Raw genomic sequence first — 13,507 nt, forward strand, 5'->3', positions numbered from 1 at the left:
GTTATGACAATATGGGTGGATGCGGATGCGTGTCCGAATGTGATTAAAGAGATTCTGTACCGTGCGTCTGAACGTATGCAGATGCCGCTTATTCTGGTGGCAAACCAGAATTTACGCGTACCGCCTTCGCGTTTTATCCGCACACTGCGCGTACCCGCCGGATTTGATGTCGCTGACAACGAGATTGTGCGTCAGTGCGAAGCCGGAGATTTGGTTATTACGGCGGATATCCCGCTGGCCTCTGAAGTGCTGGAAAAAGGGGCGGCGGCGCTGAATCCACGCGGTGAACGCTATACGGAGTCAACGATCCGCGAACGCCTGACAATGCGTGACTTTATGGATACCCTGCGCGCCAGCGGGATTCAGACGGGCGGGCCGGACAGCCTTTCTCCGCGCGATCGCCAGCATTTCGCCGCCGAGCTGGATAAGTGGTGGCTGGAAGTCCAGCGCAGAACGCGCTAAATGTAATGTTATTTTTACACTTTGCTGCTGATGATTTCTTGTTATAGTAAGCGCGTACAATCTTTCACGGTTTTTGTGGAATGATTTATTTACATTTAACGATGTACTAGTTTGGTGGTATGATTATTACTTTGATGACATCAGATCCCGCACCTTTGCGGCTCTCTGGGGAAAGCCCGCTATGACGCAACCTCTCTTTCTTGTTGGCCCTCGCGGCTGTGGTAAAACAACAACCGGTATGGCGCTTGCGCAGGCAGTGGATTTCCAGTTTGTTGATACCGATCGGTGGTTGCAATCGCACGTCCAGATGACGGTTGCGGAGATTGTTGACCGGGAAGGGTGGGACAGCTTTCGCGCCAGAGAAACAGCAGCGCTGAAGGCGGTTACCGCGCCGTCAACGGTGGTTGCGACGGGGGGAGGGATCATCCTCACCGAATACAATCGTCGCTATATGCGCGAAAATGGCATTGTGATTTATTTAAGCGCGCCAGTGTCCACGCTGGTGAACCGGCTGGAGGCCGCGCCAGAAGAGGGACTGCGCCCGACGCTAACCGGCAAGCCCTTAAGTGAAGAGGTGCAGGAAGTGCTCGAACAGCGCGACGCGCTGTATCGTGAAGCCGCGCATTACATCATCGATGCGAGCCATGCCCCTGACCAGGTTGTTTCTGAAATTCTTACCGCGTTGTCGCAGGCGGCGCAACGATTGCAGGGCGGCGTCTATAATTAAAGTTCATCCAGTAAAAAGGAAGAACTATGCCAACAAAACCGCCTTATCCCCGGGAAGCGTATATCGTCACCGTTGAGAAAGGAACGCCAGGTCAGACGGTGACCTGGTACCAGCTTCGCGCCGACTATCCCGAACCCAACGCACTGATCAGCGAGCATCCTTCCGCGCAGGAAGCGATGGATGCCAAAACGCGCTATGAAGATCCCGATAAAAGCTGATAAATCCTGACGTGTGGAACGCCCGGCAAGGCGCCTGAGTCACGTCACAACGTACTTGCATCACACTTTTCACTCATTGCCGCATTCTGCTAAAACTGAAAATTAAACGATAACAATATACTACTGGAGTGATTTGGAATCTTTACACAATGCATTGCCGATCTCCTGCTACGCTTTTCTGCATTTGTAGCGCAGGGCAGGTAAGTGTTCAGGCATTTACCCGGGAATTAACGACGAAGTAAAAAGAAGGTGGAACAGAAAATGAGTGCGTCGTTGGCTATCCTCACGATCGGCGTTGTGCCAATGAGCGAAGTGCTGCCGCTTCTGACGGAGTATATCGATGAGCAACATATTACCCATCATAGTCTGTTGGGTGAGATCAGCCGTGAAGAGGTGTTGGCGGAGTACGCCGTCGAGGCCGGAGACGATCCGCTATTAACGTTGCTCAGTGATAACCAAATCGTCCATGTTTCGCGCCAGAAAGTGGAGCGCGACCTGCAAAGTATTATCGAAGTGCTGGATAACCAGGGCTACGATGTCATTTTATTGATGAATACCGCCGCGATTAACAGTATGACCGCGCGTAACACGATCCTGCTGGAGCCGTTGCGTATTATCCCGCCGTTAGTGGCGTCGATTGTTGATGGCCACCAGGTGGGCGTGATTGTGCCGGTTGAAGAGTTACTGGATGTGCAGGCGAGAAAATGGCAGGTCTTACAACGTCCTCCGGTCTTTTCTTTGGCGAATCCCGTGCAGGGATCGGAACAACAACTGATTGATGCCGGTAAAGATTTGCTGGAACAGGGCGCGGATGTGATCATGCTGGATTCCATTGGATTTAATCAGCGTCATCGTGATTTATTGCAAAGAGCGCTGGATGTTCCGGTCTTGCTCTCTAATGTATTGATTGCACGGCTGGCTTCGGAGTTACTCGGTTAATTTTGCGTGACAGGCAGAAGGTCGCGACCCTATATTGGTGCTTAACGTAACCATGAGAAAGGGCCAGTTTATGCTACAAAGTAACGAATACTTTTCCGGCAAAGTGAAATCGATCGGCTTTACCAGCAGCAGTACTGGTCGCGCCAGTGTCGGCGTGATGGCGGAAGGCGAATATGCCTTTAGCACTGCCGCGCCGGAGGAGATGACGGTGGTCAGTGGCGCGTTGAACGTACTGCTTCCGGGGGAAACCGAGTGGAAAGTCTACGCGGCGGGCGAGGTGTTTAACGTCCCTGGCCAAAGTGAGTTCCATTTGCAGGTGGCTGAACCGACGTCCTATCTTTGCCGCTATTTATAATGGCGCTTCCCTCTCCCGGCGGAGAGGGAATATTCACTTAGCGTTGCGCTTCGCCGCCCAGACCTTCAACCAGGCTTTGAATTAACGCCGCCAGCTCACCCGTCATCAGAATGAAATCGGCATCAAAACGCTGAGCGTAGTCTTCGCGATCGATATCTTCGTTTTGATCGCGCAGTTCATCGCTGAACTTCAGGCGTTTGATCGAACCGTCATCGCAGATCAAAAACTGAATGCGCTGCTGCCAGTCGAGCGCCAGTTTCGTGACCACTTTACCCGCTTCAATGTGCACGGCGATCTCGTCGCTGACCAGATCCTGTTTCTTCGCGCGGATCACGCCGCCGTCTTCCAGCATTGCTTTCAGCTCTGCTTCGTCCAGCAACTGGAATCCCTGCGCCACCGTACCGGAACGCACCCATTCGGTGAGCGTCAGCTCGATAGGATTTTCCAGCGCCAGCGGAACCACCGGCAGCGAGCCGAGGCTTTTACGCAGCAGCGCCAGCGTGTCTTCCGCTTTTTTAGCGCTTGCGCAATCGACCATGATCAGACCGTTAACGGTGTCGATCCACATCATTGTCTGACTAAAACGGCTAAAGGCGCGCGGCAACAGTGAGTGCAGCACTTCATCTTTCAGCGAGTCTTTTTCCGTTTTTTTCAGCTTGCGCCCCTGGTCAGCTTCCAGTTTGGCGATTTTCGCTTCCAGCGCTTGCTTGATCACCGGCGACGGCAGAATCTTCTCTTCTTTGCGCGCGCAGATAATAATTTGGCCATTGGCGGTATGCGTTAACGCATCGCTGTGCGAGCCCATTGGAGGAACCCAGCCCATTTTTGCCATATCCTGGCTGCCGCAAGGGGTAAACGTCATCGAGGCTAGCTGTTTTTCCATCTCCTCGGCGCGCAACGAAATATCGCGGCTAAGACGGTAAACCATTAAATTTTTGAACCACAGCATGATAATTTCCACGGCCTTGTCGTTAAATCCAGCGGGTATAATAACGAATTGTCGGCGGGCTTGCATTGCCAACCAGAACACCCGCCTCTACTCTGTTGATATTCCCTAAAAATGAGGAGCGATGTGTGCGTATAGGTATCGATTTAGGCGGCACGAAAACGGAAGTGATTGCGCTCGGCGATGCGGGGGAACAGCTGTTTCGCCATCGTCTGCCTACGCCGCGGGATGATTATCGACAAACGATAGAGACCATCGCTTCGCTGGTCGAGATGGCGGAAAAGGCGACGGGCCAGACGGGTACGGTAGGGATGGGTATTCCCGGTTCGATCTCGCCTTATACCGGCGTGGTAAAGAACGCTAACTCAACCTGGCTTAACGGTCAGCCGTTCGATAAAGATTTGAGTGCGCGTTTGCAGCGGGAAGTGCGCCTGGCGAACGACGCCAACTGTCTGGCGGTGTCCGAAGCGGTGGATGGCGCGGCGGCCGGAGCGCAGACCGTTTTTGCGGTGATCATCGGCACCGGGTGCGGGGCTGGCGTGGCGCTGAACGGTCGGGCGCATACCGGCGGCAACGGTACGGCAGGCGAGTGGGGGCACAATCCCTTGCCGTGGATGGATGAAGATGAACTGCGCTACCGTGAAGAAGTGCCCTGCTATTGTGGCAAACAAGGCTGCATTGAAACCTTTATCTCAGGAACCGGGTTTGCCACGGATTACCATCGTCTGAGTGGTCATCCGCTGAAAGGGAATGACATTATCCGTCTGGTTAACGAGCAGGACGCGCTGGCGGAACGGGCGCTTAGCCGTTATGAACTGCGCCTGGCGAAATCGTTAGCCCATGTGGTCAACATCCTCGACCCGGACGTTATCGTGTTAGGCGGCGGAATGAGCAATGTCGATCGGTTGTACAACACCGTGCCATCATTGATTAAACAGTTTGTTTTTGGCGGCGAATGCGAAACGCCGGTTCGTAAGGCGTTACATGGCGATTCCAGCGGCGTTCGCGGCGCGGCATGGTTGTGGCCGCAGGAGTAAATCGTTTTTTGCCGGATAAGGCGTAATGCCCGGTGGCGCTACGCTTACCGGGCCTACAACGTGCTCCCTGTAGGCCGGATAAGGCGTTCACGCCGCCATCCGGCGTAATGCCCGGTGGCGCTACGCTTACCGGGCCTACAACGTTCTCCCTGTAGGCCGGATAAGGCGTTTACGCCGCCATCCGGCATAGTGCCCGGTGGCGCTACGCTTACCGGGCCTACAACGTGCTTCCTGTAGGCCGGATAAGGCGGTTACGCCGCCATCCGGCATAGTGCCCGGTGGAGCTATGCTTACCGGGCCTACAATGTGCTTCCTGTAGGCCGGACAAGGCGGTGACGCCGCTATCCGGCGTAATGCCCGGTGGCGCTACGCTTACCGGGCCTACAATGTGCTCCCTGTAGGCCGGATAAGGCGTTTACGCCGCCATCCGGCAGAACAACCGTCATTCCACAGCAAACATCTTATCCAGTTTGCTGTAACCCAGCCCGTTGATTTTCTTCACCTTAATTTGCACAGGAATGCGTTCTTTCATCGCTTCCACATGGCTTATTACGCCAATCGTCTTACCGGTGGCATTCAGCGCGTCCAGGGCATCCAGCGCGGTATCCAGCGTCTCGCTGTCCAGCGTGCCGAACCCTTCATCAAGGAACAGGGAGTCGATGCGCGTTTTGTGGCTGACCAGGTCGGACAACGCCAGCGCCAGCGCCAGACTGACCAGGAAACTTTCGCCGCCGGATAGCGTGCGGGTATCGCGAACGGCATCCGCTTGCCAGGTATCGACCACCTCCAGTTCCAGCGCTTCGCTGGCCTTGCGCTGGAGCAGGTAACGACCATGCAGGCGAGTCAGCTGATTGTTCGCCAGCCAGACCAGGTTATCCAGCGTCAGCCCCTGAGCAAACTTGCGGAATTTATCGCCCTCTTTAGAGCCGATTAACGCGTTCAGATAACCCCAGTCCTCCACCTGCTGCGAGGCGTTTTCAATCTCCAGCATCAGAGACTGCTGCTGTTGGCGGTTATCCGCATCCTGTTTGAGCTGCTGGCGGATCTCCCCCTGACGCGTCGTATTGTCCCGCAGTTGTCCGGTTAATTGCGTCACGGCCTGCTGAATGTGTTCAGGTGTGAGCGTGAGATCCAGCCCCTCGGGCGGATGTTGTTGATGTTCTGCCAGCGCCTGGCTCGCCTGGGCGGCTAAGGCCTGCGCCTGCTGTAACTGGTTTTCCAGCGCCTGGCGATATTGTTCGAGGCGGGCGATGGTCTCATCATCCAGCAGCGCGGCAAGGAAGGCGGCGCGATCGTTAAATACGCTGGCCTTGAGCGCGGCGTCAAAGTGCGCCTGCGCCTGTGCTACCCGCTGCATTTCCTGCGCTTCCTGCTGCTGCAAGGTCTGCCACTGGCTCTGTAGCGAAACGTAATCATCATGTACCTGCCGCCAGTTATCCAGCGCTATGCGCTCGTCGCTCTCCGGGAGAATATCTGTTTCCGGTAGTGTCTCCAGCAGGGGAACCAACTGCGCGATGCGCGTTTGTAGCTCGCCCAGTTCCGTCTGGCGCTGTTGCCATGTTTGCGCGTCATCCGCGCGGGCGTTTAACCACGATGCTTCTTCTCCGTCGGCGGGCAGGGATAACCCGTAGCGGCGCAGTTCAGACAGCAGCGTGGTTTGACGCTGGTCGATTTGCTGCTGAAATTGCGTAACCTGCCCGGTATGGGCGGCGATCTGCGCCTGCAACATATGGCGCTGGCTGAGCTGATACAGCTGTTGTTCATAGTCCTGCCGGGCGGTAAGCCACGGTGAAATATCGTCCTGAGGGTGCAGCGTAACTTTCAGCGCGTCACACAGCGTTTGCCATTCTTGAGTGAGCGCTTGCTCCTCTTTTACCAGTGCCTGCACTTCGCTTTCGTCGCGGTGTAGCTGCTGCGTTAATGTTTCCAGTTGCCCGCGTAAGGCGGCGCCTTCTTCCGCCAGCGTCTTGACCTCTTTTTCCAGTGCATCGCGCCGCGCCTGATTCACGCCGGGTTCGAGTGCCTGATAGGATGCAATCGCCGGATGCGAGGTCGAGCCGCAGAGCGGGCATGGCTGGCCGGATTGCAGCAGCGCTCGCTGGCTTTCCAGATCTTTGATGCGCGCCTCCTGCTCGCAAATCGTTTTTACATCCATGAACTGCTGATTTTTTTCTTTATATTTCTGTCGCTTATCCTCCAGCGCCGCATTGCGTCGGGCCAACTCCTGCTGACTATTCTGGATCGCGGTTTGCAGTTGTTCCCGTCGTTTTTGCTTAGGCGCTATCTGCCCATGCAGGCTGGCGAGCCGCTGACGCAGCGGCTGCTGCTGCGTATGCTGCGCCAGCGCTGCCGTGGCCTCTTCTGGCGTAAGCGTCAGAGGATTCGGTGGAAGCGCGTCACGCTTGCGGATATCGCTTGCACACTGCTGCTGCCATTTAAGCAACTGCGCTTTATCGCTGGACTGTTGAGCAAACAGCGCACGCCAGCCTGCCAGTTCACTGCTCCACAAGCGGAAGCGTTCATGTTCGGTGAGCCATCCGGTCAGCGTCTGCATGGTGGCGTGCAGTTCGGCGGATTGTTGTTGAGCGCTGTGTCGAATGCGGCTGCGCAGGTGTAATACGCTTTGTAAGCGAGTATTTACTTCCTGAATTTGCTGGCGTGTGCGCCCGGCGGCAGCGGTTTGTTCCTCAATGCGTTCCCAGTGTGGACGTAACTGCCGGGCAGGATGCGCCAGGTTCAGCGCGGCCAGCTGCGGCTGCGCGTTTTCCTGTTCTTCCTGGGCAACCCGCAGCGCCTGCTGGCGGCGATTCATTTCAGCCTGCAACTCATTCTGACGGGTCAGCCAGTGCAGATGTTGCTGGTGAAGCTGCTGGCGGGCGAGCAGCTGTTTTTCTTCGTCAGTGAGCGCCTGCAAACTTTCATTGAGGGAATGCTGCTGCTCCGGCGCTAACAGCGAGACGCCGCTGGCCTGCGCCTGAAGCTTTTCCAGGTCAGTGCGGGCGGTCTTGTGCTTTTCAAACACCAGCGCGGAGATCTGCCCATAGATTTCTGTTCCGGTCAGCTCTTCCAGAAGCTCGGCGCGCTCTTTTGGCTTCGCATTGAGAAACGCAGCGAACTGCCCCTGCGACAGCAGCATGGAGCGGGTAAAGCGTCCGTAATCCAGCCCGGTAAGCGATGCCGTCATCTCCAGCTTATCTTTGACCTTATCGGCGAGGATTTTTCCGTCGGCGCAGCGCGCCAGCTCCACGCGCGGCACTTGCAGGTTTCCGTCCGGCTGATTGCGGGCGCGGTTCTGGCTCCAGAAAGCGCGGTAAGACTCGCCTTTAACCTCAAACTCCACTTCAGCAAGGCATTCGGCCGTATCGCGGGTCATCAGATCGTTTTGCGATTGCGAAACGGTGCTCAGGCGCGGCGTCTCGTGATAGAGCGCAAGACAGATGGCGTCGAGCAGCGTGGTTTTCCCCGCGCCGGTCGGCCCGGTGATGGCAAACAGCCCGTTGCTGGCAAAAGGTTCTGCCGTGAAATCGACTTTCCATTCTCCCTTCAGGGAGTTGAGATTTTTCAGGCGCAGACTGAGAATCTTCATGCGTCATGCTCCCCGGCCAGCGAATGTAGGGTGGTGGTAAAAAGCTGCGTCAGACGTTCACGCTGGGGCTCATCCAGCTCTTCCAGCGCCAGACGGCGGGTAAAAACGTCTTCCACGCGCAGTTCGCTCAGGGTTTCACGTCGTTCGTTAGCCATAATGCGTTCGCGATTTTCCCGACTGCGGCGCACCAGTAAAACCTCAACGGGCAGCGACTCCGTTAATGCCTGAATTTTGCGCTGCATATCGTGAAGGTATTCGTCGGTGGTGATTTCAATATCCAGCCAGACGGGAGGCTCCTGGTGAGCATCGCGCCATTGCTCAAGTTGTTCGGTGATGGAGGCCAGATCGCCTTTCAGCACCGCCAGCGGTTGAGTGACGGGAACGGTGAGGTTCTCTACTTGATGTAATTTGCCGTTTGCAAAACTGACCAGATGGACGCATTTGCTTTTGCCGCACTCATCAAAGCTCAGCGCGATCGGAGAGCCGCAGTAGCGGATGTGTTCCGTGCCGCCAATGATCTGCGCCCGGTGAATGTGTCCCAGAGCGATATAATCGGCAGGAGGGAAGTTTTGCGCCGGGAAGGCATCTAGCGTGCCAATATAGATGTCACGTACCGCGTCACTTTTACTGGCGCCGACGGTGGTGAGGTGCCCGGTGGCGATAACCGGCAGAGTTTGATCGCCGTCGCCGCGCAGCTTACAGGCTTCCTGATACTGTTGTTGGTAATAATCAGTGATCGCCCCGAGCAGATGCTGCTGTTTTTCATTACCCGAAAGCCCCGCCTGGCTGGTGATGATGTCGCGCGGGCGTAAAAACGGAATCGGGCAAAGCACGGCGCCCGGCGTGCCGTCGCGACGGTAAAGGTACTGCGGCGCGTGGCCTGCGCTGGCGACCACGGTGGTGTTGAGAAACGCCAGAATATCGCGGGATTCGTTGAGCGTGGCGACGGAGTCATGGTTTCCGGCCAGCACCACCAGATGACAGCCGGTTTGCTGTAAATTGACAACAAACCGGTTATACAACTCGCGGGCATAGCTTGGCGGCGATCCTGTATCAAAAATGTCACCCGCGACAATAATCGCATCCACCTGGTGAGATTGCGCGGTTTCCAGCAGCCAGTCGAGAAACGCCTGGTGCTCGGCGGCGCGGCTTTTGCTGTAGAAGTTTTGTCCCAGATGCCAGTCAGAGGTGTGAAGGATGCGCATAACGGTTCCATGACGAAAAAGCGTGGGCAGGATTATAACCCGTCGGGAACGGTAATATCTTGTTTCGTGACTGTCATAAATCAATAACCTGAGCCGAATGTCGACTATCTTTTTCATAAATCTGTCATAAATCTGACGCATAATGGCGCCGCATTGATGACAACGACTTATTTAAACAGGGCAAATCATGGCGAGACGTATTCTGGTCGTAGAAGATGAAGCTCCAATTCGTGAAATGGTCTGCTTCGTGCTCGAGCAAAATGGCTTTCAGCCAGTAGAAGCCGAAGATTATGACAGTGCTGTGAACCAACTGAATGAACCCTGGCCGGATTTAATCCTCCTTGACTGGATGTTGCCCGGCGGGTCGGGCCTTCAGTTTATTAAACACCTCAAGCGTGAAGCGATGACCCGGGATATCCCTGTGGTTATGCTGACGGCAAGAGGCGAAGAGGAAGACCGCGTGCGCGGGCTGGAAACCGGGGCGGATGACTATGTCACCAAGCCGTTTTCCCCTAAAGAGCTGGTGGCGCGTATCAAAGCTGTGATGCGCCGCATTTCGCCGATGGCGGTAGAAGAGGTGATTGAGATGCAGGGGCTTAGCCTCGATCCAACTTCGCACCGCGTGATGACCGGGGAAAATCCGCTCGATATGGGGCCGACCGAATTTAAATTGTTACACTTCTTTATGACGCACCCTGAGCGCGTCTACAGTCGCGAGCAGCTCCTCAACCATGTCTGGGGAACGAATGTGTATGTTGAAGACCGTACGGTCGATGTGCATATTCGTCGTTTGCGTAAAGCGCTGGAGCACAGCGGTCACGATCGTATGGTGCAAACGGTACGCGGAACCGGGTATCGCTTTTCGACCCGTTTTTAATACCTTGCCGCCAGACCGGCATCTCGGTGTGGCGGGCGGGTTTACTATTCTGAAGGGAGTGTGACGCGTGCTGGAACGGCTGTCATGGAAAAGGCTGGTGCTGGAGCTGATCCTCTGCTGCATCCCCGCTTTTATCCTCAGTGCTTTTTTTGGTTATCTGCCCTGGTTTTTACTGGCGTCGGTAACGGGATTGCTGATCTGGCATTTCTGGAATTTATTGCGCCTCTCCTGGTGGCTGTGGGTCGATATGAGTATGACGCCGCCGCCGGGACGCGGGAGCTGGGAGCCGCTGCTGTACGGTCTGCACCAGATGCAGTTGCGTAATAAAAAGCGGCGTCGCGAACTGGGAAACCTGATTAAACGCTTTCGCAGCGGGGCGGAATCCCTCCCCGACGCGGTGGTGCTGACAACCGAAGACGGCGGGATTTTCTGGTGTAACGGACTGGCGCAACAGGTGCTTGGGCTGCGCTGGCCGGACGACAACGGGCAAAACATTCTGAACCTGCTGCGCTACCCGGAATTTACGCAGTATCTCAAAACACGCGATTTTATCCGGCCGCTCAATCTGGTGCTCAACACCGGGCGGCATCTGGAGATCCGCGTGATGCCTTATACCGATCAGCAACTATTGATGGTCGCACGCGACGTGACGCAGATGCACCAGCTTGAGGGCGCGCGGCGCAATTTCTTCGCGAACGTCAGCCATGAACTACGCACGCCGCTTACCGTCTTGCAGGGCTATCTGGAGATGATGCAGGAGCAGCCTCTGGAAGGCGCGACGCGGGAGAAGGCGCTGCATACGATGCGTGAGCAAACGCACCGGATGGAAGGGCTGGTGAAACAACTGCTGACGCTGTCGAAAATTGAGGCGGCGCCCGCGCTGCTGTTGAACGAAAGGGTGGACGTGCCGATGATGCTGCGTGTTGTTGAGCGTGAGGCGCAGGCGCTCAGCCAGCAGAAACACACCTTTACGTTTGAAGTGGATGCCCGGCTGAGCGTATTGGGCAACGAAGAACAGTTGCGCAGCGCGATTTCGAACCTGGTCTATAACGCGGTAAATCATACGCCTGCGGGAACGCATATTACCGTGCGCTGGCAGCATGTGACCCACGGTGCGGAGTTCAGCGTGGAAGATAACGGGCCGGGGATTGCGCCTGAGCATATTCCGCGTCTGACGGAGCGTTTCTACCGTGTGGACAAAGCGCGGTCGCGGCAAACCGGGGGAAGCGGATTAGGTCTGGCGATTGTGAAACATGCGCTGAATCATCACGAGAGTCGATTGATTATCGACAGTTCGCCGGGTAAAGGGACGCGCTTCAGCTTTGTGCTGCCGGAACGATTAATTGCCAAAAATTGCGCTTAATTGTGGTTCGTAAGGTTAGCTTTCCATAAGCCAGCGGATGCTGGCTTATTTTCTTTGCAGTAAAGAAGACTCTGCTGAATTTTTCAACGTCTGATGCTTTTTTGTTCGCATGATTAGCCATGACTTTTTCTTATGGATAGCGTTTTGTACTGGTTGCTAATTTCATATCGCTATATTCTTCTGGTTTTTGGATCTCACCTTGCTTTAAAACGTTATAAGCGTTTAAATTGCGCTCCAGATGCTGTCATACCGACTGCATTTACGCGGTAAATCGAAAAACTATTCTTCGCCGCGCCAGCCCAGGAGCATATCCCGCTGGAATTGCTTAAAAATGCCGCTGTATCGTCCCGCAGGGAAGGGCAGAAAATTTAACGTTTTCAACACCACATCCACAGGCAGTAAAACTTTATGACCCATCAGTTAAAATCGCGCGATATTATCGCTCTGGGCTTTATGACATTTGCGCTGTTCGTTGGCGCAGGCAATATTATCTTTCCGCCGATGGTCGGTTTGCAGGCAGGTGAACACGTCTGGACTGCGGCGTTCGGCTTTCTGATTACTGCCGTTGGTCTTCCGGTACTTACCGTTGTGGCGCTGGCGAAAGTCGGCGGCGGCGTTGATAGCCTGAGCACCCCGATTGGTAAAGTGGCTGGCGTTCTGCTGGCGACCGTCTGTTATCTGGCGGTGGGGCCGTTATTCGCAACGCCGCGTACGGCGACCGTCTCCTTTGAAGTCGGGATTGCGCCGCTGACCGGCGATTCCGCACTGCCGCTGTTTATCTACAGCCTGGTGTATTTCGCCATTGTGATTCTGGTATCGCTCTATCCGGGCAAACTGCTGGACACGGTGGGTAACTTCCTGGCGCCGCTGAAAATCATCGCGCTGATTATTCTCTCCGTTGCGGCAATCATCTGGCCTGCCGGCCCGATTAGCGACGCGATGGATGCCTACCAGAACGCGGCGTTCTCTAATGGCTTTGTGAATGGCTATCTGACGATGGATACGCTGGGCGCAATGGTGTTTGGTATCGTTATCGTCAATGCGGCGCGCTCGCGCGGCGTTAAAGAAGCGCGTCTGCTGACCCGTTATACCGTCTGGGCGGGCCTGATGGCGGGTGTGGGTTTGACGCTGCTGTACCTTGCGCTGTTCCGTCTGGGATCGGATAGCGCGACGCTGGTCGATCAGTCTGCTAACGGCGCGGCAATCCTGCACGCTTACGTTCAGCATACCTTCGGCGGCGCGGGTAGCCTGCTGCTGGCGGCGCTGATTTTCATCGCCTGTCTGGTGACGGCGGTTGGCCTGACCTGCGCATGTGCGGAGTTCTTTGCGCAGTACGTCCCACTCTCTTATCGCACGCTGGTGTTTATTCTGGGCGGCTTCTCAATGGTGGTATCGAATCTGGGTCTGAGCCATCTGATTCAGATTTCTATTCCGGTGCTGACAGCCATCTATCCGCCGTGTATCGCACTGGTTGTATTAAGCTTTACCCGCTCATGGTGGCATAATTCTTCCCGCGTCATTGCTCCGGCGATGTTTATCAGCCTGGTTTTTGGTATCCTTGACGGGATTAAAGCCTCTGCGATTGGTGACATCTTACCGGCCTGGACCCAGCGTTTACCGCTGGCGGAACAGGGGCTGGCGTGGTTGATGCCAACAGTGGTGATGGTTGTTCTGGCAATTATCTGGGATCGCGCCGCAGGTCGACAAGTGACCTCCAGCGCTCACTAAGATCACTGACAGTATGTTTTAACCACGGGGCTACAGGCCCCGTGGTTTTTTTATTATTTTGATG

General features: G+C 55.5%; 12 protein-coding genes. 9 read left to right on the forward strand and 3 right to left on the reverse strand.

Annotated elements, in window-relative coordinates; genetic code table 11:
- Window positions 1-3: 3 nt before the first annotated feature.
- The 5 genes from OGV50_RS06055 (at window position 4) to ppnP (ending at window position 2,701) form a co-directional block, all read left to right on the forward strand.
- The gene (locus tag OGV50_RS06055) at window positions 4-462 is read left to right on the forward strand and encodes a YaiI/YqxD family protein (protein WP_012133603.1); all 459 of its coding nucleotides are present in this window, start codon (window positions 4-6) and stop codon (window positions 460-462) included.
- Window positions 463-643: 181 nt separating this feature from the next.
- Window positions 644-1,189 carry a shikimate kinase AroL gene (gene aroL / locus OGV50_RS06060; protein ID WP_114847702.1) on the forward strand — a complete coding sequence of 182 codons (546 nt, stop codon included), beginning with the start codon at window positions 644-646 and terminating at the stop codon, window positions 1,187-1,189.
- Window positions 1,190-1,215: 26 nt separating this feature from the next.
- The gene (gene yaiA / locus OGV50_RS06065) at window positions 1,216-1,407 is read left to right on the forward strand and encodes a protein YaiA (protein WP_012133601.1); all 192 of its coding nucleotides are present in this window, start codon (window positions 1,216-1,218) and stop codon (window positions 1,405-1,407) included.
- Between the two features lie 261 nt (window positions 1,408-1,668).
- Window positions 1,669-2,346, forward strand: coding sequence for an AroM family protein (locus OGV50_RS06070; RefSeq protein WP_012133600.1), 678 nt, complete (start codon window positions 1,669-1,671; stop codon window positions 2,344-2,346).
- 70 nt (window positions 2,347-2,416) lie between these two features.
- Complete coding sequence (gene ppnP, locus OGV50_RS06075; protein WP_024130605.1) at window positions 2,417-2,701, forward strand: pyrimidine/purine nucleoside phosphorylase; 285 nt, start codon at window positions 2,417-2,419, stop codon at window positions 2,699-2,701.
- Window positions 2,702-2,738: 37 nt separating this feature from the next.
- Here ppnP and rdgC read toward each other — a convergent pair whose 3' ends face one another.
- On the reverse strand, window positions 2,739-3,650 hold the full coding sequence (rdgC, locus tag OGV50_RS06080) for a recombination-associated protein RdgC (protein ID WP_024130604.1): 912 nt from the start codon (window positions 3,648-3,650) through the stop codon (window positions 2,739-2,741).
- 125 nt (window positions 3,651-3,775) lie between these two features.
- Here rdgC and mak point away from each other — a divergent pair, with 125 nt between their 5' ends.
- Window positions 3,776-4,684 (forward strand): fructokinase, encoded by a 909-nt coding sequence (mak, locus tag OGV50_RS06085; RefSeq protein ID WP_199971313.1) that lies wholly within the window; start codon window positions 3,776-3,778, stop codon window positions 4,682-4,684.
- Window positions 4,685-5,126: 442 nt separating this feature from the next.
- Here the strand turns inward: mak and sbcC are convergent, their stop codons facing one another.
- A complete protein-coding gene (gene sbcC, locus OGV50_RS06090; RefSeq protein ID WP_200093097.1) occupies window positions 5,127-8,270 on the reverse strand; it encodes an exonuclease subunit SbcC in 3,144 nt (1,047 codons plus the stop codon).
- Window positions 8,267-9,475, reverse strand: coding sequence for an exonuclease subunit SbcD (sbcD, locus tag OGV50_RS06095; protein WP_058669151.1), 1,209 nt, complete (start codon window positions 9,473-9,475; stop codon window positions 8,267-8,269). Before sbcD ends, sbcC begins: the two co-directional genes overlap by 4 nt.
- A gap of 187 nt (window positions 9,476-9,662) precedes the next feature.
- Between sbcD and phoB the strand changes: the two genes are divergently transcribed.
- From phoB to brnQ, 3 genes are all read left to right on the forward strand, one after another.
- Window positions 9,663-10,352: a phosphate response regulator transcription factor PhoB gene (gene phoB / locus OGV50_RS06100; protein ID WP_012133591.1), complete on the forward strand. Its 690-nt coding sequence runs from the start codon at window positions 9,663-9,665 to the stop codon at window positions 10,350-10,352.
- A gap of 67 nt (window positions 10,353-10,419) precedes the next feature.
- A complete protein-coding gene (gene phoR, locus OGV50_RS06105; RefSeq protein WP_012133590.1) occupies window positions 10,420-11,715 on the forward strand; it encodes a phosphate regulon sensor histidine kinase PhoR in 1,296 nt (431 codons plus the stop codon).
- Window positions 11,716-12,123: 408 nt separating this feature from the next.
- Entirely contained in the window at window positions 12,124-13,443 is a 1,320-nt protein-coding gene (brnQ, locus tag OGV50_RS06110) for a branched-chain amino acid transporter carrier protein BrnQ (RefSeq protein WP_012133587.1), read from the forward strand.
- Window positions 13,444-13,507: the final 64 nt, after the last annotated feature.

Origin of the sequence: Citrobacter sp. CK180 (assembly GCF_030333655.1) — a bacterium.
Taxonomy (GTDB): Bacteria; Pseudomonadota; Gammaproteobacteria; order Enterobacterales; family Enterobacteriaceae; genus Citrobacter_B; species Citrobacter_B koseri.

Excerpts from the sequence above, each read along its gene's own strand:
- OGV50_RS06055 (WP_012133603.1), top strand. The coding sequence starts at position 4 with ATGACAATATGGGTGGATGCGGATGCGTGTCCGAATGTGATTAAAGAG.
- aroL (WP_114847702.1), top strand. The coding sequence starts at position 644 with ATGACGCAACCTCTCTTTCTTGTTGGCCCTCGCGGCTGTGGTAAAACA.
- yaiA (WP_012133601.1), top strand. The coding sequence starts at position 1,216 with ATGCCAACAAAACCGCCTTATCCCCGGGAAGCGTATATCGTCACCGTT.
- OGV50_RS06070 (WP_012133600.1), top strand. The coding sequence starts at position 1,669 with ATGAGTGCGTCGTTGGCTATCCTCACGATCGGCGTTGTGCCAATGAGC.
- ppnP (WP_024130605.1), top strand. The coding sequence starts at position 2,417 with ATGCTACAAAGTAACGAATACTTTTCCGGCAAAGTGAAATCGATCGGC.
- rdgC (WP_024130604.1), bottom strand. The coding sequence starts at position 3,650 with ATGCTGTGGTTCAAAAATTTAATGGTTTACCGTCTTAGCCGCGATATT.
- sbcC (WP_200093097.1), bottom strand. The coding sequence starts at position 8,270 with ATGAAGATTCTCAGTCTGCGCCTGAAAAATCTCAACTCCCTGAAGGGA.
- sbcD (WP_058669151.1), bottom strand. The coding sequence starts at position 9,475 with ATGCGCATCCTTCACACCTCTGACTGGCATCTGGGACAAAACTTCTAC.
- phoB (WP_012133591.1), top strand. The coding sequence starts at position 9,663 with ATGGCGAGACGTATTCTGGTCGTAGAAGATGAAGCTCCAATTCGTGAA.
- brnQ (WP_012133587.1), top strand. The coding sequence starts at position 12,124 with ATGACCCATCAGTTAAAATCGCGCGATATTATCGCTCTGGGCTTTATG.